General features: G+C 68.1%; 20 protein-coding genes. 10 read left to right on the top strand and 10 right to left on the bottom strand.

Annotation, left to right across the window (positions count from 1 at the left end):
* Positions 1-21 precede the first annotated feature (21 nt).
* Entirely contained in the window at positions 22-819 is a 798-nt protein-coding gene (locus U8D42_RS04445) for an SDR family NAD(P)-dependent oxidoreductase (protein ID WP_322859093.1), read from the bottom strand.
* 221 nt (positions 820-1,040) lie between these two features.
* Here U8D42_RS04445 and U8D42_RS04440 point away from each other — a divergent pair, with 221 nt between their 5' ends.
* A complete protein-coding gene (locus U8D42_RS04440; RefSeq protein WP_085239177.1) occupies positions 1,041-1,853 on the top strand; it encodes a TetR/AcrR family transcriptional regulator in 813 nt (270 codons plus the stop codon).
* A gap of 14 nt (positions 1,854-1,867) precedes the next feature.
* Here U8D42_RS04440 and U8D42_RS04435 read toward each other — a convergent pair whose 3' ends face one another.
* Both U8D42_RS04435 and U8D42_RS04430 read right to left on the bottom strand, forming a co-directional pair.
* Positions 1,868-2,761, bottom strand: a complete 894-nt coding sequence (locus tag U8D42_RS04435) for an enoyl-CoA hydratase/isomerase family protein (RefSeq protein WP_085239178.1) — start codon at positions 2,759-2,761, stop codon at positions 1,868-1,870.
* Positions 2,758-3,465 (bottom strand): hypothetical protein, encoded by a 708-nt coding sequence (locus U8D42_RS04430; RefSeq protein ID WP_085239179.1) that lies wholly within the window; start codon positions 3,463-3,465, stop codon positions 2,758-2,760. Before U8D42_RS04430 ends, U8D42_RS04435 begins: the two co-directional genes overlap by 4 nt.
* 131 nt (positions 3,466-3,596) lie before the next feature.
* Here U8D42_RS04430 and U8D42_RS04425 point away from each other — a divergent pair, with 131 nt between their 5' ends.
* The 6 genes from U8D42_RS04425 to U8D42_RS04400 are packed head-to-tail and all read left to right on the top strand — an operon-like array spanning position 3,597 to position 10,646.
* A complete protein-coding gene (locus tag U8D42_RS04425; protein ID WP_322859094.1) occupies positions 3,597-4,409 on the top strand; it encodes an enoyl-CoA hydratase/isomerase family protein in 813 nt (270 codons plus the stop codon).
* A gap of 9 nt (positions 4,410-4,418) precedes the next feature.
* Positions 4,419-5,231, top strand: a complete 813-nt coding sequence (locus tag U8D42_RS04420; RefSeq protein WP_322859095.1) for an enoyl-CoA hydratase/isomerase family protein — start codon at positions 4,419-4,421, stop codon at positions 5,229-5,231.
* Entirely contained in the window at positions 5,222-6,022 is an 801-nt protein-coding gene (locus tag U8D42_RS04415; protein ID WP_322859096.1) for an enoyl-CoA hydratase/isomerase family protein, read from the top strand. Before U8D42_RS04420 ends, U8D42_RS04415 begins: the two co-directional genes overlap by 10 nt.
* Positions 6,022-7,500 (top strand): class I adenylate-forming enzyme family protein, encoded by a 1,479-nt coding sequence (locus tag U8D42_RS04410; RefSeq protein ID WP_322859097.1) that lies wholly within the window; start codon positions 6,022-6,024, stop codon positions 7,498-7,500. The genes U8D42_RS04415 and U8D42_RS04410 overlap by 1 nt, the downstream gene beginning before the upstream one ends.
* On the top strand, positions 7,490-9,094 hold the full coding sequence (locus tag U8D42_RS04405) for a class I adenylate-forming enzyme family protein (protein WP_322859098.1): 1,605 nt from the start codon (positions 7,490-7,492) through the stop codon (positions 9,092-9,094). The genes U8D42_RS04410 and U8D42_RS04405 overlap by 11 nt, the downstream gene beginning before the upstream one ends.
* The gene (locus U8D42_RS04400; RefSeq protein WP_322859099.1) at positions 9,087-10,646 is read left to right on the top strand and encodes a class I adenylate-forming enzyme family protein; all 1,560 of its coding nucleotides are present in this window, start codon (positions 9,087-9,089) and stop codon (positions 10,644-10,646) included. The genes U8D42_RS04405 and U8D42_RS04400 overlap by 8 nt, the downstream gene beginning before the upstream one ends.
* Here the strand turns inward: U8D42_RS04400 and U8D42_RS04395 are convergent.
* The 6 genes from U8D42_RS04395 to fabG all read right to left on the bottom strand — a co-directional run bounded on the left by U8D42_RS04395 (position 10,622) and on the right by fabG (position 16,115).
* A complete protein-coding gene (locus U8D42_RS04395) occupies positions 10,622-10,984 on the bottom strand; it encodes a hypothetical protein (RefSeq protein ID WP_085239186.1) in 363 nt (120 codons plus the stop codon). The two genes, U8D42_RS04400 and U8D42_RS04395, sit on opposite strands and share 25 nt — an antisense overlap.
* Before the next feature lie 69 nt (positions 10,985-11,053).
* Positions 11,054-11,746, bottom strand: coding sequence for a GntR family transcriptional regulator (locus tag U8D42_RS04390; protein WP_322859100.1), 693 nt, complete (start codon positions 11,744-11,746; stop codon positions 11,054-11,056).
* 2 nt (positions 11,747-11,748) lie between these two features.
* Positions 11,749-12,942 (bottom strand): acyl-CoA dehydrogenase family protein, encoded by a 1,194-nt coding sequence (locus U8D42_RS04385; RefSeq protein WP_322859101.1) that lies wholly within the window; start codon positions 12,940-12,942, stop codon positions 11,749-11,751.
* 25 nt (positions 12,943-12,967) lie between these two features.
* A complete protein-coding gene (locus U8D42_RS04380) occupies positions 12,968-14,092 on the bottom strand; it encodes a CoA transferase (RefSeq protein ID WP_348636958.1) in 1,125 nt (374 codons plus the stop codon).
* A 65-nt stretch (positions 14,093-14,157) separates the two neighbouring features.
* Positions 14,158-15,384 (bottom strand): acetyl-CoA C-acetyltransferase, encoded by a 1,227-nt coding sequence (locus U8D42_RS04375; RefSeq protein ID WP_322859103.1) that lies wholly within the window; start codon positions 15,382-15,384, stop codon positions 14,158-14,160.
* Positions 15,381-16,115, bottom strand: coding sequence for a 3-oxoacyl-ACP reductase FabG (gene fabG / locus U8D42_RS04370; protein WP_085239191.1), 735 nt, complete (start codon positions 16,113-16,115; stop codon positions 15,381-15,383). The genes U8D42_RS04375 and fabG overlap by 4 nt, the downstream gene beginning before the upstream one ends.
* 180 nt (positions 16,116-16,295) lie before the next feature.
* On the opposite strand from fabG, the gene U8D42_RS04365 reads away from it, so the two are divergent.
* From U8D42_RS04365 to U8D42_RS04355, 3 genes are read left to right on the top strand one after another with little or no spacing between them, the layout of a single operon-like run.
* The gene (locus tag U8D42_RS04365; RefSeq protein WP_322859104.1) at positions 16,296-17,468 is read left to right on the top strand and encodes an acyl-CoA dehydrogenase family protein; all 1,173 of its coding nucleotides are present in this window, start codon (positions 16,296-16,298) and stop codon (positions 17,466-17,468) included.
* A 31-nt stretch (positions 17,469-17,499) separates the two neighbouring features.
* Positions 17,500-18,321: a mycofactocin-coupled SDR family oxidoreductase gene (locus U8D42_RS04360; protein ID WP_322859105.1), complete on the top strand. Its 822-nt coding sequence runs from the start codon at positions 17,500-17,502 to the stop codon at positions 18,319-18,321.
* Positions 18,322-18,367: 46 nt separating this feature from the next.
* Positions 18,368-18,796, top strand: coding sequence for a pyridoxamine 5'-phosphate oxidase family protein (locus U8D42_RS04355; protein WP_322859106.1), 429 nt, complete (start codon positions 18,368-18,370; stop codon positions 18,794-18,796).
* A gap of 4 nt (positions 18,797-18,800) precedes the next feature.
* On the opposite strand, the gene U8D42_RS04350 is transcribed toward U8D42_RS04355, so the two are convergent.
* Entirely contained in the window at positions 18,801-19,877 is a 1,077-nt protein-coding gene (locus U8D42_RS04350; protein WP_322859107.1) for a phosphotransferase family protein, read from the bottom strand.
* Positions 19,878-19,937: the final 60 nt, after the last annotated feature.

The raw sequence follows: 19,937 nt of genomic DNA, 5'->3' as shown, positions 1-19,937 counted from the left end.
GAGCCGTTGAGTTCCGGGCGGTCAGGTGAAGTCCGAACCGCCGTCGACGTTGATGTTGGCCCCCGTCATGTAGGAGTTGCGCCGTGAGGCGAGGAAGGCGACCACCGGCCCGATCTCCTCCGGCAGCCCCGCCCGCGGCATGTGCGCCGGATGGCCGAAGTGCTTGGCAATGGCGTCCATTAGCGCGTAAGGATCGCCACCGTCGACACCCACGGATTCCGCCCAACCGACCAGCGACTCGGAGGCGATGCTGCCGGGCGAGACCACGTTGACCAGGATTTCGTCCTTGGCCAAGGACAGGGACAAGTTCTTGGAGACGCTGGTCAGCATCGACTTGGCCGCCGTGTAGGCGGGCAGCATGACGCTCTGTCGCTGGGTCGAGTGCGCCGAGAAGTTGACGATCCGCGCCCAGTGCGCCTTGCGCAGTAACGGAAGCGCCGCGCGGACGCAGCGCACCATCCCCATCACCCCGTCTTCGACGGCTTGGCGCCACAGCTCGTCGGTCAGATCGTCGAACGTGCCCGCCGCGCCCGGACCGACCGTATTGACAAGCACATTGAGTTCACCGCCCCATCGCCGGCCGAGGTCGGCGAATGCCTCCTCAACCCGCCCGGGGTCGGCGATGTCCGCGACGATGCCGACGGCGTCCGCGCTACCGCGTCCCGCCAGGTCCGCCACCGCGGAATCGAGGACGTCGCGACTGCGGCCCACCACCGCGACCCGGGCGCCCTCGTCGGCAAGGCAGCGGGCCGCCGCCAAACCCATCCCGCGGCTACCGCCGACTACTACCGTCGCGGCATTCGCCAGGCCTAGATCCATGGCAATTCCCGTGGCTCATCGGCTGACTCGGTCAATGGCTTCAGCCCGGTCATCTTCGCCCGCCCAGCCGTCGTTACCAAAAAGCCTACGATAGGTATTACAGTAGCAGAGGAAAAACGCACGGAACTGCCGGTTGACGTTCATCGTCGAGCGGCGACGAGCCTAGGTATGCGCAGGTGAGTTCGCCCGACTCTCCGACCGTACGCACAGGATACATCGTGATGGAGGTGCCCGTAGTGGCAAAGCAAGCTACCGCCGACAAGCGTCAACGGCGCGAACGCGGTTCCATCAACCCCGATGACATCATCAGTGGCGCATTTGAACTCGCGGAACAGGTATCGATCGACAACTTGAGCATGCCGCTGCTGGGCAAACATCTCGGCGTCGGTGTCACCAGCATTTACTGGTACTTCCGCAAGAAGGACGACTTGCTCAACGCGATGACCGACCGCGCATTGAGCAAGTATCGGTTCGCCACCCCCTACGTCGAGGCCAGCGACTGGCGCGAGACGTTGGCCAACCACGCGCGCCTGATGCGTAAAACCTTCATGGGCAACCCAATTCTGTGCGACCTGATTTTGATTCGCGCCGCGCTCAGCCCGAAGGCGGCGCGGCTGGGCGCCGAGGAGATGGAGAAGGCCATCGCCAACCTGGTCGAGGCCGGCCTGTCACCGGAGGACGCCTTCGACACCTACTCGGCGGTTTCTGTGCACGTCCGCGGCTCCGTGGTGCTGCAGCGGCTTTACGAGAAGAACCAATCCTCCGACGTGGGTGCGCGTGCCATCGAGGAGGCCGTCGCGATCGACCCCGAGAAGACCCCGCTGCTGGCCCAGGTGAGCCGGATCGGTCACCGGATCGGCGCTCCCGACGAAACCAACTTCGAGTACGGCCTTCGCTGCATCCTCGATCACGCCAGCCGGTTGATCGAGGAGGGCAAAGGACCGAAAGGCGGCAAGACAGCGCCGTCCCGGCCACGCAAGGCGGCCAAGTCGCCCGCGTCGCGCGCACGCACCAAGGCCCCGGCCGCACGCTAGCCGGACTCCGATTACTAGGCCTCGGGTTCCGGCACGTCGAAGTATTCGTCGCGGAGCCGGAACGCCTCCTTGGTCCCGTGCTGTGCGCGGGTCTTGACGAAGTTGAACTCCCCCGGCCCGAATTGCAGGTTGGTGCCAAAGGCGTGGAAGAGATAGCTCGCGACTTCCTCACCCTGGTATGCCTGGTTCTGTTCGACGAGGCGGAAAGCCTCCTTGGCGATGACCACCCCGTCGGCGGGCATCTTCGCTGCCTTCTCGGCCCAGTACCGCGCCCGCGCCGGGACGGCGGCGGAATCGCAGGTGTCGGTGAAGATTCCGAGGTGTTCGAGCTCGCCGGCCTCGACGATGTCGCCGGTCAGCAGCAGGCGCCGCGCCAGCACCGGACCCAGCCGGTGGAAGAACATGTGCAGGCTGCCGAGCGCGGGGCCGAGGAAGCGGGTCGCCGGCATGCCGACCTTCGTGTCGCGCGCGATCACGGAGATGTCGGTCATCAGCGCCATCTCGAAGCCGCCGCCGAGCGCATAGCCGGTGATCTCGCCCACCGTGACCTTGGGAAAGCCCATGAAGTTGTGGTAGAAGCCAAAAGATTTGCGGTCGACGGTAAGTCGCCGGCGCTGACTGGGACGGCGCCGGCCCGACGCGTCGCCGGGCGTGGTCTTGTCGCCGTACCAGCCATAGGCGTTGTTCATGTCGGCCCCGGTGGAGAAGACGCCGCCGGCGCCGCGCAACAGCACCACCGTGAGGTCGTCGTCTTCGGCCACCCGATCCAGACAGCGGGCGATAGCGTCGCGCATGGCGGCGTCGTAGGAGTTGCGTTGCGCCGGATTGTTCAGCGTGATCGTGGCGATGCGGCGGTCGGGGTCCACCTCGAACAGCACGCGATCGTCCGAGGCGCTCGGGACTGTCATGTGTCGGACTCCCTTCGCCGCCTGCCGAATTGGAATCCGGCCAGCCTTTCCGGCGGTGACGCCAGGGTGTTCACCTCGCCGGTGCACAGCACTTCACCGTCGGATAGCAGCCGTGCCGTCGATGCGATGCCGCGTTCGACCTGCGAGCGGTTGATGTCGAACCGTAGCTCGGTCAACACCGGTGTCGGCCGGCGGAACGTCACGACCAGCGACCGCGTCTTGCCGGAAAGCCCCGTCCCGCAATTGTGGTGCTGGATCACGCAGTCGAAGAAGACGCCCAGGAAACCGCCGTGCACCGATCCCGGCGGGCCCTCGTAGACCAGCGGGAAGTTGACTCGCCCGGTTGCCCGGTCGGCATCGAGGCGGTCGAACCGATACTCCGGAAAGCACGGGTTGTAGGCGCCGATGTCGGTGGCGTGGTCGAGATAGACGCGCCGCGGATCGTCGGGGACGTCGCCGATTCGCGGCGCGTTGTCCACCGGGGCCGCGGCAGACAGTTCGCTCTCCCATTCCGCGAACTTCGCCACCATGGTGTCGACCGTGGGATGGGGATTTTCGAGCGCCAGCAGCAATGAGCTCAGCCGCCGCATGGCGCCGGCGGCGGCCATGGTCTGGGAGAGTGGCCGCTCGCCGAATCTGGCGGCACCTTGGCGCGTCGACTCCGGTCCGGTCCAGCCCTCCGCTCGCCCCTCCTGCACGGCCATGCATCTCCCTTTTCGATCGGGTTCCGGCCCGGCTATTTCCGGCGGCGGCGTACCCTGCTAACTTATACAGCGTATCAATCGTATTGCCTACTGTATGGGTAACCGTAACGGCAGAAAGGCCGGATTCGACGGTGAGTCAGGAGGCCGACGCGGCCGGCGCCGACGGTTCGGTGACAGTGCGCCGGGACGGCGCGGTGCTGCGGATAGCGCTCGATCGCCCATCCCGGCGTAACTCGTTGAGCCAGAGCATGATCAGCGCGTTGGTCGAGGCGCTCGCCGCTGCCGCCGCCGATGATTCGCTGCGCGCCGTGCACATCCGTGGCGGCGAGGACTTCTGCGCCGGAGTGGACTGGGTCGCCACCAACGACCGGCAGCGTCCCCGCGCCGGCGACCTGGTCCGGCGGATCCCCCATGCCGCTCATCGCGTGATCGAGCTCGTCGCCGGCATCCAGTTGCCGGTGCTCTGCAGTGTGCGGGGATGGGCCGCCGGCTTCGGCTGCAACCTCGCGCTGGCAGCCGACTTCACCGTGGCCGCCACCGACGCGGTGTTCTGGGAGCCCTTCGTGGACCGGGGCTTCAGCCCCGATTCGGGCGCCACCTGGCTGCTGCCCCGGCTGGTGGGACTGGCGCGGGCCAGGCGAATGCTGCTGCTGGGCGAGAAGGTCAGCGCGCAGGATGCGGCCGATTGGGGATTGATCCACCAAGCGGTCGGCCCCTCCCAGCTCGACGACGCGGCCGAGGACTTACTCGAGCGGCTCGCCTCCGGGCCGACGGTGGCGATCGGGCTGACCAAGCAGGCACTGGGCTTCGGCCACGACGCAACGCTGAGTCAGACCATGACCCAGGAGCTGTTCAATCTGGAACTGGCCTGCCGGACAGCGGATTTCAAAGAAGGTCTGGAAGCCTTCCGGCAACGACGCGGCCCGAAATTCCAGGGCCGGTGAGGGAGCAGGATGCCTACTGACTCGTTCGACACCATCGACTACGACGTCGACGGGCATACCGCCACCATCACCCTGAATCGCCCGGACGCCCTCAACGCGCTCAGCCCGCACATGATCACCGAACTGCGGGCCGCCTATGAGGAGGCCGAGAACGACGACCGGGTGTGGCTGACCATCGTGACCGGCACCGGACGCGCGTTCTGCACGGGCGCCGACGTGAAGGCCATCCCCGAAGACGGCAAGGTGATCTACGAGCGCCCGTACCTGTCGACCTACGACCAATGGGAGGCGCCGCAGGAGGGCACTCCACCGTTTCGCACGGCCGCCAAGCCCGTACTCACCGCGGTCAATGGTCTGTGCTGTGGCGCCGGCATGGACTGGGTCACCACATCGGACATCGTGATCGCCTCGGAGCAAGCCACTTTCTTCGATCCGCACGTGAGCATCGGCCTGGTAGCGGGACGGGAGATGGTGCGGGTGTCGCGCGTGCTGCCCCGGTCCATTGCCCTGCGGATGGCGCTGATGGGCAAGCACGAGCGGATGAGCGCACAGCGCGCCTACGAACTCGGATTGATCAGCGAAATCGTCGAGCACGACCGGCTCCTGGAGCGGGCGCACGAGATAGCCGGCATCGTCAACTCCAATGCGCCGCTGGCGGTTCGGGGAACTCGGCTGGCCATCGTCAAGGGCCTCAATGTGCCGCTGCACGAAGCCGAGATCATGGCCGAGACGTTCCGCGAGCGGGTATTGCGCACCGAGGACGCGGCCGAGGGGCCGAAGGCCTTCGTGGAGAAGCGCAAGCCGGATTGGCAATGCCGATGACGTTCGAAACCATCATCCTCGAGGTGGACGAGACCGACCGGGTCGCGACCATCACGCTGAACCGGCCCAGACAGCTCAACGCGTTCAACCGCACCATGTGCGAGGAGATGGCCCGCGCCTGGCGCATGGTCAAACTCGACGATTCGGTCAACGCGGTGGTATTGCGGGCGGCCGGTGACCGCGCGTTCAGCGCCGGCCTGGACGTCAAGACGGCCTACGGGCAGCCCGAAAACATCTGGAACCACGAGGATCCCGGCGAGGCGCTCAGCCCCAAGTGGCAGAAGATGTGGAAACCGGTCGTGTGCGCCGTTCGGGGTATGTGCACCGCGGGCGCGTTCTACTTCGTCAACGAATCCGATGTCGTCATCTGCTCGGAGGATGCGACGTTTTTCGACTCACACGTCTCCGCCGGCCTGGTGTGCGCATTGGAGCCGATCGGCCTGATGAGGCGCATCGGCCTGGGCGAGACGCTGCGCATCGCCCTGATGGGCAACGACGAGCGGGTCAGCGCCGGCACCGCGCTACGGATCGGATTGGTTTCGGAGGTCGTCCCCGCCGAGCGGCTCTGGGATCGCGCGCACGAAATCGCCGCGACCATCGCCGCGAAGCCGCCGACCGCAACGCAAGGCACGGTGAAGGCGATTTGGGAATCGCTCGACAAACCGTATCGCGCGGCCATGGAGCAAGGGCTGATCTACACCCGCCTGGGCAATCCGCTCGGCACGGCGGAGCTCGCCGCCCAGAGGAACTCCGGCGGCGAAGGCGCCGAGGGCGGTCCGAAGACGCGCTGATGGCCCCGCACCCCCTCAGCCAACGCATCGCCGATGTCCTGGATCTGCGGCCAGACGCGCACGCCATCGAGTATGAGCGGCAATGGATCCCCTGGGCTCGCGTCAGCGCGTCGGCACGGCGCATCGCCGACCTGACCGCCGGCGCCGAGGTCGGGATGCTGCTGCGCAACCGCCCGGGTCAGGTGGCGGCCTTCCTCGGGGTGTTGTTGGGCGGCGGCACCGTGGTCGTCATCAACCCCGCCCGTGGTGATGAGCGCACCCGCGCGGACATCGCCGGGTTGCGGATGCCGCTGATCATCGGGGAGCACGACGACCTGACGGCGCTGGTGCCCCCGACGACGGGGATGACCGCCGTGCCGGTCCCGGGCCCGTTAGACGATTCCGAGGGTGACCGCGTGACGAATCCGCTCGTGGCGCCGGCCAACCCGCGGCCCGGCGTCGCGGTGCGCATGCTCACCAGCGGTACCACGGGACCGCCCAAACGAATCGACCTCGGCTACGACATGCTCGCGCGCAGTGTGATGGGCGCCGAGGCCGATCGCTCCCCGGCGCCCACGGAACTGCGGCGTGGAGTCGCGATCGTCAGCTCGCCGCTGGTGCACATCGGCGGCGTGTTCCGCGTGCTGCAGTGCATCGCCGAGGCAAGGCCGTTTGCACTCCTCGAGCGATTCGAGCTGGATGCATGGGCCGACGCGGTACGCAGGCACCGGCCGCGCACGGTCTCGCTGGTACCGGCGGCCCTGCGGACGGTGTTGCACTCCGACGTGCCGCGGGCCGATCTGGCGAGCATCCGCGCCGTCACCTGCGGTACCGCCCCGCTGACGGCCGACGACGCCGACGCCTTCACCGACAAGTACGGCATTCCGGTGCTGACCTCCTACGCGGCAACGGAATTCGGCGGGGGGGTCGCCGGCTGGACCCTGCCCGATTACGAGCGGTACTGGGCCGCCAAACGGGGCAGCGTCGGTCGCGCCAACCCCGGGGCACAGCTGCGGGTGGTGACTGAGGATGGCGCGCCGCTCGGACCCGACCAGGTCGGTCTGCTCGAAGTCAAGCCGAGCCAGCTGGGGCCGTCGGCCCGGTGGATGCGGACCACGGATATGGCGCGCATCGACGCGGACGGCTTCCTCTGGATCGTCGGGCGCGGCGACCAGGCGATCATCCGCGGAGGGTTCAAGGTGATGCCCGACGATGTCCGCTCCGCCCTGGAGAGCCACCCCGCGGTGGCCGGCGCCGCCGTCGTCGGGCGAGCCGACGAGCGCCTGGGCGCGACGCCGGTCGCCGTGGTGGAGCTGCGCGAGCCCGGCTCCACCGAACCCGTGGCGCTCGTGGAATACCTGCGAACGCGGCTGGCGCGCTACGAGATTCCCACCGAGATCGCTGTCGTCGACGCCATCCCCCGGACACCGTCGGGCAAAGCCGACCTGGGCGCGGTCCAGCGTTTCTTCAGCGCATCCCACGGCGATCATGCCCGGTGACAGCGCGACCGTCGGCGAGGTCCTGAAACATCAGGCCCGTTCGCGGGGCGACCACCCTCTGCTCGTCTGCGACGAGGACCGGATCAGTTACAGCGACGCCGAGGCCCGCTCGGGCGAGCTGGCCCGCGGCCTGATCGCCGCCGGCGCGGGTAAGGGCACCCACGTGGGCCTGCTCTATCCCAACGGCCCGGAGTTCGTTGTCGCGATGCTGGCCGCGGCCCGGGTCGGCGCCGTGGTGGTCCCGTTCTCCACGTTCGTCACCGCCCGCGAATTGCGCGAGCAACTGCTCGACAGCGACGTCGAAATCCTGCTGAGCGCGCCGTCTTTCCGCACGCATGACTACGTGCAACGGCTCGAGCAGCTGCTGTCGGATCCCGACTTCGAATCCGACCGCCGGTTGTTCTCGCCGGCCACACCACAACTGCGGCAGGTCGGCATCAGCTACCGCCCCGATGCGGTGCGGCGCGTCCGCGACATCGGCCGGTTCTACCGGCTGGCCGCCACCGTGGACCGCGAGCTGCTGGCGGCGACCCAGGACGACGTCCGCGGTTGCGATCCCCTGGCCATCGTCTACACGTCGGGCTCCACCAGCTCCCCCAAGGGTGCGGTGCACACCCACGCCGGGCTACTGGGACATCAGCGCAATCTCAACGAGATTCGCGGTCTCACTCCGGACGACAAGCTGTTCTGCAATTCCCCCTTCTTCTGGATCGGCGGCTTCGCGTTCGGGCTGCTCGCCACGTTGGTCGCCGGTTCGACGCTGGTGTGCTCCAACGCGAGCGATGCCGGTGAGACGCTCGACGTGCTGGAAGCCGAACGACCCACCATGACCAACGGGTTCAGCGCCGGGATCGCTCACCTGACCGATCACCGAAGCTTCCCGCAACGCGACCTGTCATCGATGCGGCGGGGCAACCTGTACCCGATCATGGCGCACGGAGTTCGACCGGCCGACCCGGAGCTGCGGCACAACATGCTGGGCATGACCGAAGCCGGCAGCGTCGTCCTGCTCAGCGGCGACGAAACCGATCAACCCGAGATTCGGCGCGGGTCGTTCGGCAAGCCGGCACCCGGCTTCGACACCAAGGTCATCGACACCGAAACCGGGGAACCGGTGGCGGCAGGCGACGCCGGCGAACTGTGCATCCGCGGACCGTATCTGATGCAGCGCTACTACGGACGCAGCCGCGAGCAGTGCTTCGATGCCGACGGCTGGTTCCACAGCGGCGATTTGGTGCGGGTCGACGCCGACGGATTCTTCTACTACCTCGGCCGGCTCGGCACGATGATCAAGACGGCCGGCGCCAACGTCTCGGCGGCCGAAGTCGAACGGGCCATCGCCAGGGTCACCGGCGGGCTGACGGCCCACGTCGTGGGCGTCCCCGATGCCCGGCGCGGCCAGCTCGTCGCGGCGGCCGTGGTGGTTCCGGACGGCGCCGCCTTCGACGCGGCGGCGTTACGCGACCGGCTGAAGGCGGAACTGTCCTCCTACAAGATCCCCCGGCGCCTCGTCGCCGTGCCGCGCTCCCAGCTCCCGTTGCTGTCCAGCGGCAAAGTGGACATGCGACGTCTGAGGTATCTCCTCGATGCCTGAGCCGACCGCCCCGGGCACCGTCGACGAGCTCGTGCGTGCCCGCGCCGCCAGCCATGGGGACAAAGCGATGGTGGTCGACCCGACGTCGCGAACCAGCTACCGCCAACTCGACACGGTGACAAAGGAACTCGCCGCGGTGTTCGTCGACGCCGGCGTCGGCAAGGGCACGCGGGTCGGTCTGATCATGCCCAACGGAGCTCGCTGGGTGGAGGTAGCCATCGCCCTCGCGCGGATGGGCGCCGTGCTGGTTCCGCTGAGCACGCTCCTGACTTCGCGGGAGCTGGGCGCCCAACTGCGGGCCGCCGCGGTGCAATTCCTGGTCAGCGTCGAGGAGTTCCGCGGGCACCGCTACCTCGACGACCTCGCGCCGCGGACCGAGCTTCCCGCCCTGCGTCAGGTCTGGACGGCCGACCGGCTCGTCGGCGCGACCGCCGGCGGTCGGGCCCGCCGACTCGTCGACGCCCTGACGGAAAGGGTCAGGGCCGCTGACCCGTTGGTCATCATGTTCACCTCCGGCAGCAGTGGGCCGCCGAAGGGAGTCGTGCACTCTCACGGCAGCGCGCTCGGCGCGGTCTTCTCGGGCCTGGCCGCGCGCTGCATCACCCCCGACACCCGTCTGTATCTTCCGATGCCGTTCTTCTGGGTGGGCGGCTTCGGCAGTGGAATCCTGTCCACGCTGTTGGCCGGCGCCACCCTGGTGACCGAGCAGATCCCGCGGCCCGAGACGACGCTGCGACTGCTGGAATCCGAGCGGGTGACGCTGTTTCGCGGCTGGCCCGACCAAGCCGAGACGCTCGCGCGCCACGCCGCCACGGTCGGCGCCGATCTGTCGGCCCTGCGGCCCGGGAGCCTGCAGGCCCTGCTGCCGCCCGGCGAACGGGCCCAGCCCGGCGCCCGCGCCACGCTGTTCGGCATGACCGAGGCGTTCGGACCGTACTGCGGCTATCAGGCCGACACCGACATGCCCGAGACGGCGTGGGGCAGCTGCGGAAAGCCCTTCCCCGGCATGGAGGTTCGCATCGTCGACCCCGACGGCGGCGAGCCCGTCCCGGCCGAAACGGTGGGCATGATCCAGATTCGGGGACCGCACACGCTGCGCGGCATCTGCGGGCGCGGCCGAGAGGACGTGTTCACCGCCGACGGCTTCTACCCCACCGGCGACCTGGGCCGCCTCGACGGGGAGGGGTTCCTGTTCTACCACGGACGCTGCGACGACATGTTCAAGGTCAGCGGCGCCACCGTCTATCCCGGCGAGGTCGAACGTGCGCTGCGCACCATCGACGGCGTCCAGAGCGCCTTCGTCACCAACGTTCCCGGAACGGTGGGCGAAAGGGTGGGCGCGGCCGTGGTGTGCGATGGACCGCTGACGGCCGACCGGCTGACCGGAGACGCGCGAAAGCTGCTGAGCACCTTCAAGGTCCCCACGGTCTGGCTGCTGCTGGAATCCGACGACGACATCCCGCGCGGAGGAACCGGCAAGGTCGATCTAGCTCGACTGCGGGCGATCCTCAGCGACGCGAACCGGGCTCAGGAGACCCGCGTCCAAGGCTGACAGTTCTGCGACTCGAAGGCCTTGACCGAGGTGTTGATGTTCGCGTACATCGGACCGATCGACGTATTCGTCTGCAGCACATGGTCCTTGTTCGCATCGGGCGTGCTGTAGGTGAACCACGAGCACATCGAGTCCTGGGTGGGCACATTGTTTATCCAGACACCGAAGACCGATGCCGACCCACCCGTGTGGTAAAGGCCCGGGGCGATGTCGGGCCCCACGATGAACACGCCATTGCCGGGAATCGGGTCGAGCGGCTCGGCGACGGCCGGCGGCGCGAGGGCGAGGACTGTCACAGCCGACGCGAACAAGGCCGATGCGCGAATCCTTCGGGGCACTTTTCCTCGCTCTGTGTTGTCGCCCCCTTGGAGGGCAGCCTATGCCGACCCGGGCGCGCAAAACAACAGTTAGCCGGACCGCTCAGGGCTCCCCTCGACGACGACGCCACGCGCGGTGAGGTGCTCGATCAACGGAACGGCGCCCGCGGCGAGGTGTTGCTCCATCGCCGCGCGCGCGAGCTTCTCGTCGCGCTTTTTGAGCGCGGACAAGATGCGGCGGTGGTCCCTCATCGACTGTTCGGGCCAGCCTTGGATGGCGGGAAACACCGATTCCGGTGCGTAGCGGGTGATCTGCGACATCAGCTGCGCGAGCTTCGGCGAGTCCGCCGCGACGTTGATGGCGCGATGGAATTGATGGTTGAGGCGCACCGTGCGCTCGTCCTCGTCACCGGCGTAGGCGTCTTCGAGTTCCGTCTGAATCTGTTTCAGCTCGCGCAGTTGGTCGTCGGTGATGTTGCTCGCGGCCCGCGCCGCGAGTTCGCCACCGACATGAGCCTGCACGTTCGCCACGTCGGTGACGTCGCGACCGGTCACCGGCAACACCATGAAGCCCCGCCGCGGCTGCTGGGCGATCAGGCCCTCCGCACGCAGGGCGAAGAGCGCTTCCCGCACCGGTGTGACGCTGATTCCCAGCTCGGCGGCCACCTGGTCCAAACGGACGTAGGACCCCGCGAGGTAGGTGCCATCGAAGATCCGCCGGCGGATCAAGCCCGCGACGTCGTCGGAAAGCTGCGGTCGCGCCGCGAAATCCGGAACCGTCACCGCTACACCTGATACTCGGCGAGCAGCCGCTTGCTGATGATGGACTTCTGGATTTCGCTGGTTCCCTCTCCGATGAGCAGGAACGGCGCGTCACGCATCAGCCGCTCGATCTCGTATTCCTTGGAATAGCCGTAGCCACCGTGGATCCGGAAGCTCTGCTGCGTGACCTCGGTGCAGTATTCGCTGGCGAGGTACTTCGCCATCCCGGCGGCGACATCGTTGCGCTCTCCCGAATCCTTCAGCCGCGCCGCGTTGACCATCATCAGGTGTGCCGCTTCGATCTTGGTGGCCATCTCGGCCAGCTGGAACGCGATGGCCTGGTGCTCGGCGATGGGCTTGCCGAAGGTGTGGCGCTGCTGGGCGTAGCGCACGGCGAGCTCGAAGGCGCGGATGCCGACACCACACGCCCGGGCCGACACGTTGACCCTGCCGACTTCGATGCCGTCCATCATCTGGAAGAACCCCTGCCCGGGAGTGCCGCCCAGAACGTCGTCGGCGCCGGCCCGGTAGCCGTCGAAGATGAGTTCGGTGGTGTCGATCCCCTTGTAACCCAGCTTGTCGATCTTGCCGGGTATCACCAGCCCGGGCACGACTTCGCCGAAACCCGTTGGCTTCTCGACCAGGAACGCGGTCAGGTTCCGGTGCGGCTTGTCGGCGCCTTCGTCGGTGCGGACCAGCACGGCGATCAGCGTCGAGCTGCCCCCGTTGGTCAGCCACATCTTTTGCCCGTCGATGACGTAGTCGCCATCGGGCTGGCGCCGGGCCCGCGTCCGGATCGCGGCGACATCGGAGCCCAGCTCAGGCTCCGACATCGAGAAGGAGCCGCGCGTCTCGCCGGTCGCCATCCGCGGCAGGAACCGCTGCTTCTGCGCGTCGGTGCCGTGCTGGCGCAGCATGTACGCCACGATGAAGTGGGTGTTGAGCACCCCCGACACGCTCATCCAGCCGCGCGCCAGCTCCTCGACGCACAGCGCGTACGTCAGCAGCGACTCCCCCAGGCCGCCATACTCCTGGGGAATCATCAGCCCGAACAGGCCCATGTCGCGCATCCGGTCGACGATGTTTTGCGGGTAGGTGTCGCCGCGTTCCAGCTCCGCGGCGTTGGGGATGACTTCCTTTTCGACGAATTGCCGTACCGTGTCGATGATCTCGGTCTGGAACTCGGTGAGGCCGAGGGTCTGGGCGAGTTTGGTCATGCGTCGTCTTTCCGTTTCGGCTTGCTCAGCAAGCGATTGTCTTCGCGTCCGTCAGGCGTTCGATGTCGCCGGCCGTCAGGCCCAGGCACCGCTGCAGAACGTCGGCGGTGTCCTGCCCCAGCGCGGGCGCCGGTGCGCCGGCGGGGTGGGCGCCGTCGAACGCGACCGGCAGGCCGGGGGCGAGGTACTCGCCCAGGCCCTCCTGGCGCAATCGGGAGAACAGCGGGTTCCCGGTCACCTGCGGGCCGGCCGCGACCTCGGCGAAGGTGCGATACCGCTCGAACAAGACCGTCGTTCCCGACAGGGCGGCGATGATCTCCTCGGCGGTGTGGTCGGCGAACCAGCTGGCGAACAGCCCGGACAGCACGTCGCGGTACTTATAGCGATCGCCCTCGGACCCGAAGTCGACGCCCAGCGCGTCGGCGAGCGCGCCGACCGCGGCGCCGGTGCCCGTCACGTCGACCAGGTCGCGAAAGTGCCTGCGGGTCAGGGTGACAACCATGAATCTGACGCCGTCGCGGCTGGCGAAGTCCTGCCCGTACTGGCCGTAGATGGCGTTGCCCAGTCGCTGGCGCTCGGTGCCGGTGACTTGCGGCTCGGTCAACAGCCCCAGGTTTCCGGCGGTGGCGAGCGCGACATCCTCGAGCGCCAGGCTGATCCGCGCGCCCGCGCCGGACTCGTCACGGCGGCGGAGGGCGGTGACGACGGCCAGCGCGGCGTACAGGCCGCAGCAGACGTCCCAGGCCGGCAACACGTGGTTGATCGGGCCGGCATGATCGGCCGGGCCGGTGACGAGCGGGAACCCGACGCCGGCGTTGACCGTGTAGTCCACCCCGGTGGACCCGTCGCCGCGCCCGAGCAGCTGCACGTGGATGACGTCGGGACGCCCGCTCGCCAGGACGTCGTAGCCGAGCCAGGGCAAGCCGGCGGCGTTGGTCACCACCACACCGTCGCCCTCGACGATGAGCCGCTGGACCAGCTCTTGCCCCTCCGGGGACCGCAAGTCGATGGTGGCCGATCGTTTTCCCTTGTTCAGCCCGGTCCAGTAGATCGACGTGCCGTCCGCCGCCAGCGGCCACCGCTGCACGTCGGACGCGCCACCGATCGGATCGACCCGAATCACTTCCGCGCCAAGCTGACTCAACGTCATGCCGCACAGCGGGGCGGCGACGAAGCTGGACACCTCGACGACGGTGAGACCGCGCAGGGGTCCGGTCACCGCGGGGCGACCCGCTCGAACACCGCCGCCAGGCCCTGGCCGCCGCCGATGCACATGGTCTCCAGCCCGTAGCGGGCCTCGCGCCGGGTGAGCTCGCGGGCCAGAGTGGCCAGCATTCGCCCGCCCGTCGCGCCGACCGGGTGCCCCAGGGAGATGCCCGATCCGTGCACGTTGGTCCGCTCGTGGTCGGCGACGCCGAAGTTCCATTCCCGCATGACGGCGAGCGCTTGTGCGGCGAAGGCTTCGTTGAGTTCGATGAGGTCGATGTCGGACAGCCGCAGGCCCGCCTTGCCCAGCGCCGCCTCGGTTGCCGGCACCGGTCCGATGCCCATGAGGTGGGGCGCCACCCCCGCCAGCCCCCATGACACCAGGCGGACCAACGGCCTCAGACCGTATTCGTCGGCCTTCTCGGGTGTGGTCACGATGCACATCGACGCCGCGTCGTTCTGACCGCTGGCATTGCCGGCGGTGACCGTCGCCTCCGAATCCTCGCTAACCAGCACCGGTTTGAGCTTGCTCAGCGACTCGACCGAGGTGTCGGCGCGTGGATGCTCGTCGGTGTCGATCAGCTCCTCGCCCTGGCGGGTGCGCACCGCCACCGGGATGATCTCCTCGGCCAGGACGCCGTCCTTTTGCGCGGCCACCGCCCGCTGGTGCGACCGCACGGCCAGCTCGTCCTGCTCCAGACGGGAGATGCCGTACTGGCGGCGCAGGTTCTCGGCCGTCTCCAGCATGCCGCCGGGTACGGGGTGGTGGCGCCCGCCGGCGGTGGTGCGCCCCCGCGCCAGCCCGTCATGCACCCGGACGCCGGTCCGCGCACCGCCCCAGCGCATGTCGGTGGAATAGAACGCGACGTTGCTCATGCTCTCGCAGCCGCCGGCGACGACGAGATCGTGATCGCCGTTGCCCACCTGCAGGCACGCCTGGATCACCGCCTGCAGGCCCGACCCGCAGCGGCGGTCCACCTGCATCCCGGGAACCGTCACCGGCAGGCCGGCATCCAGGGCCACCACCCGCCCGATCGCCGGGGCCTCGCTGTTGGGATAGCAGTGGCCGAGGATGACGTCCTGCACCGCCTCGGGCGCGAGTCCGGTTCGCTCGAGGAGACCCTTGAGCGCGGCGACCCCCAGGTCGACGGCGGTCAGCGACTTGAACATCCCGCCGTAGCGCCCGATCGGGGTCCGTACGGGCTCACAAATGACCGTGTCGCGCATCGCGCTCATAGATGCCGGCCGCCGGTGATTTCCATGACGGTGCCGGTCATGTACGAGGACAGGTCGGAAGCCAGGAACAGCGCCACGCTGGCGACTTCGCTGGGTTCGCCGGCCCGGCCCATCGGCACCTCGGCAACCTTTGAATCCCAGATGCGCTGCGGCATAGCCTCCGTCATGGCGGAGCGAATCAATCCGGGGGCAATCGCGTTCACCCGCACGCCCAGGTACGCCAACTCTTTGGCGGCCGCCTTGGTCATGCCGACGATGCCGGCCTTGGCGGCCGAGTAGTTGGTCTGGCCGACCATACCGACCTTCCCCGACACGGACGACATGTTGATGATGACGCCCCGCTTGTTCTCCCGCATGATGGCGGCGGCCAGCCGGGTGCCGTTCCAGGTCCCCTTCAGATGCACCGCGATGACCTGATCGAACTGCTCCTCGGTCATCTTGCGCATGGTCGCGTCCCGGGTGATCCCGGCATTGTTGACCATGATGTCGAGGCCGCCGAAACGCTCGACGGCGGTCTGGATCAGAGTTTCGACATCGGACGCCTGCGTGACGTCGCACCGGACCGCGACCGCGACGTCATCGCCGCCCAACTGCTTGGCCACGACCTGGGTCTCCTCGAGATTGACGTCGCCGAGCACAACTCGCGCCCCCTCGGCGACAAAGCGCTCCGCGATGGCCAGACCCAGCCCTTGCGCACCGCCGGTGATTACTGCGGTCTGGCCCGTCAACATCGACACCTGATTCCGCCTCCCTCTGCTTTTGATCCCCGGGGGACGCCCCCGGCAGTCGAATATCATATTTCATATAGGATCTGCCCCGATGCCGGGTTCCGACCCGACCGCTGAGCCGGCCGGCCCGCCGCGGCCGCGCGACTCGCAACCAATGAGGTGCCGAAGAGGGAGCGTCCGCCTATGACCACCGCCGAACGACCCGAGGTCTCCGAGGATGACTTTCGGGAGATCCTCGCCCAGACCCGCCACTTCGTCCGCACCGCCGTGGTCCCGCGCGAACAGGAGATCCTGACCGAGGACCGGGTGCCCGATGATCTGCGCGACCAGGCCAAGAAGATGGGGCTGTTCGGGTACGCGATCCCGCAGCGGTGGGGCGGCCTCGGCCTGAACTTGATGCAAGATGTCGAGCTGGCAATGGAATTGGGCTACACCTCGCTGGCGCTGCGCTCGATGTTCGGCACCAACAACGGCATCGCCGGGCAGGTTCTGGTCGGCTTCGGCACCGACGAGCAGAAGGCCCGCTGGCTGGAGTCGATGGCGTCCGGCGACGTCGTCGCCTCCTTCGCCCTGACCGAGCCCGGCGCCGGATCGAACCCGGCCGGCCTGCGTACCAAAGCCGTTCGTGACGAAGCCGATTGGGTGATCTCCGGGCAGAAGCGGTTCATCACCAACGCGCCCGTCGCCGATCTGTTCGTGGTGTTCGCGCGCACCCGCCCCGCGGATGACCAAGGGCCCGGGATCGCGGTATTCCTGGTTCCGGCAGGGTCGCCGGGCGTCGAAGTCGCCGCCAAGGACGCGAAGATGGGCCAGGAGGGCGCGTGGACCGCCGACGTCAGCTTCAACGATGTCCGCGTCGAGGGCGGCGCTCTGATCGGCGGGAGCGAGGACATCGGCTACCGAGCGGCGATGACCTCACTGGCCCGTGGCCGCGTCCACATCGCCGCCCTGGCGGTGGGCGCCGCCCAGCGCGCGCTCGACGAGTCGGTCTCCTACGCCGCCACCGCGACGCAGGGCGGCACGCCGATCGGGCACTTTCAGCTGGTGCAGGCGATGATCGCCGACCAGCAGACCGGGGTGCTGGCCGGCCGCGCGCTCGTCCGCGACGCCGCACGCCTCTGGGTCTCGGGCGAAGACCGCAGGGTCGCGCCCTCGGCCGCCAAACTGTTCTGCACCGAAATGGCCGGCAAGGTCGCCGATCTCGCGGTGCAGATCCACGGCGGAAGCGGCTACATGCACGGTGTCCCGGTCGAACGCATCTACCGCGACGTCCGGCTGCTGCGGCTGTACGAGGGCACGAGCGAGATTCAGCGATTGATCATCGGGTCCAATCTCGTCAAGGCGGCGCAGCGCTGACGGCGCGGCCAATCCCAGTAGAGGAGCAGGTATGAACGGAAAGCTTGCAGGCAGAGTCGCATTGATCACCGGAGCGGCGCGCGGGCAGGGTCGGGCGCACGCGGTTCGGCTGGCCCGTGAGGGCGCCGACATCATCGCCGTCGACATCGCCGGCAAGCTCCCGTCCTGCGTCCCCTACGACCCGGCGACTCCCGACGACCTGAGCGAGACCGTTCGCCTCGTCGAGCAGACGAATCGCCGGATCGTCGCCTCGGTCGTGGACACCCGTGACTTCGAGGGACTTCGCCGGGCCGTCGAGGACGGCGTCGCCGCGCTCGGGCGGCTGGACATCATCGTCGCCAACGCCGGAGTCGCGGCTCCGCAGGCCTGGAACGACATCACGCCGGAGAACTTCCGCGATGTCATCGACATCAACGTCACCGGCACCTGGAATACCGTCATGGCCGGCGCGGACAAGATCATCGAGGGCGGTCGCGGCGGTTCCATCATCCTGATCAGTTCCGCGGCCGGCATGAAGATGCAGCCGTTCATGGTTCACTACACCGCCAGCAAGCACGCCGTCACCGGGATGGCGCGGGCTTTCGCCGCCGAACTGGGCAAGCACTCGATCCGGGTCAACAGCGTCCACCCCGGGCCGGTGAACACGCCGATGGGAACGGGCGACATGGTCGCGGCGGTGGCGAAGACGATGGAGACCAATCCGCAGCTGTCGCACGTCCTCACGCCGTTCCTGCCGGACTGGGTCGCCGAGCCCGAGGAGATCGCCGACACCGTGTGCTGGCTGGCCAGCGACGAGTCACGTAAGGTCACCGCCGCCCGGATCCCGGTCGATCAGGGGTCGACGCAGTACTGACCCGCTGCCCGGGAATAGATTCGCGGGATCGGCGATTGCAGGCCACATGAAAGCCTTCACCGAGAGCGAACGTCAGGAGTTCTTGGCCGACACGCACGTGGCGGTGCTGTCCGTCGACGCCGCCGACGGCCGACCGCCGGCCAGCGTTCCCATCTGGTACGACTACACCCCGGGCGGGAACATCCGGATCATGACCGGGGCGGCCAGCCGCAAGGCGCGGCTGATCGATCGGGCCGGCAAGGTGACGCTGGTGGTCCAGCGCGAGGAGCCCCCCTACCAGTACGTGGTGGTCGAAGGCACCATCGTCGACACCGCCAACCCCGCCCCGACCGACGTGCAGGAGGCCGTCGCCATCCGCTATCTCGGCGAGGAGGGCGGGCGGGCGTTCATTCGCAGCATGGAGGGCGTCGAAGAGGTGATGTACACCATCCGCCCCGATCGCTGGATGAGCGCGGACTTCACCGGCGACCTCTGAGGCCTCAGCCGATCAGCTCCAGCGTCCCCAGTTCGCGGATCGCTTGGCAGCCGCGGCTGAGCATGGCCAGCACCATGTCGTCGCCGCGTTCGGTCGCCGCGGCGAACGCAAACCCCAGCGCCGAGATCAGCGGTGCCTGCAGCACCCCGAGTCGGTAGTCGCGCCAACACGTTTCGGCGTCGTAACCGGTGACGCCACCGGCCGTCAGCGCCCGGTGGTAGTCGGCGACCAGCTGTTCTTCGATTCGCGCGCGCAGCTCGGGATGGAGGCTGGTCGCGGTGAAGTAGGCGAGGTCCCTGGCCGGCAATCCGACGCCGAGCGTCTGCCAGTCGACGACGCTGACCCGGGTTCGGTCCGGATCGAACAGCAGGTTGTCGAGGCGATAATCGCCATGCAGCAGGGCGAACCTCTCATACTCGGATAGCAACCACGGCGTGATCAAACCCATTGCCGCGCTGAAGGTATCGCGGTCTTGAGCGCTCATCCGATCGCCCAGCTTGTCCAGGGTGATGTCGGCGCTCATCTTCGCCACCTCACCCATGCCGCCCGCGCCCGCTTCATCCGGCCTACCGAACGCGATGCCCGGGAAATCCAGCCAGACCGGATCGCACCAGCTCGGCGCGTGCAGGCCGGCCAGGGCGGTGACCGCGAGACGCGCTTCGGTCTCCCCGCACCCCGCGAGCTGATCGCCCTGCACCGCGGGCGCCTGATCGGCGAGCAGCAACGCGAAATCCATTGCATCCTCGCTGATCTCGGAGTAGAAGCACCGTGGCGTCGGCACCTGCACCCGGTCCGCGACCGACGAATAGAACGCGCATTCGCTGCGATATCCGATGACCACCCGGTCGCGCACCGTGTCGTCCTGCGCCGGCAGCTTGATGACGAACGTGTGCGGCAGGTCGCCGGGATCCGTCGCGTATCGCGCGGACACCCGGTAGGTTGCGCCGGTCTGCCCGGTTCCGATGGCGACCACGTCGACGTCGGCGACCGCGACGGGTGTGCCGCGCCCACTGAGCGCTGCGGACAACCACTCCGGTGTCACGTCGCCGGGATACCGCGGAATCGACACCACAGCACTCATGAACAGCACGCCTCCTGTACCCGGACGGCCCCGTCCGACTGACAAACTGTAAGGCATACC

This window comes from Mycobacterium europaeum, from assembly GCF_034555895.2.
Taxonomy (GTDB): domain Bacteria; phylum Actinomycetota; class Actinomycetes; order Mycobacteriales; family Mycobacteriaceae; genus Mycobacterium; species Mycobacterium europaeum.
Note: the sequence above shows the minus strand (reverse complement) of the source record. Positions and strands in the feature narration are given on the sequence as shown.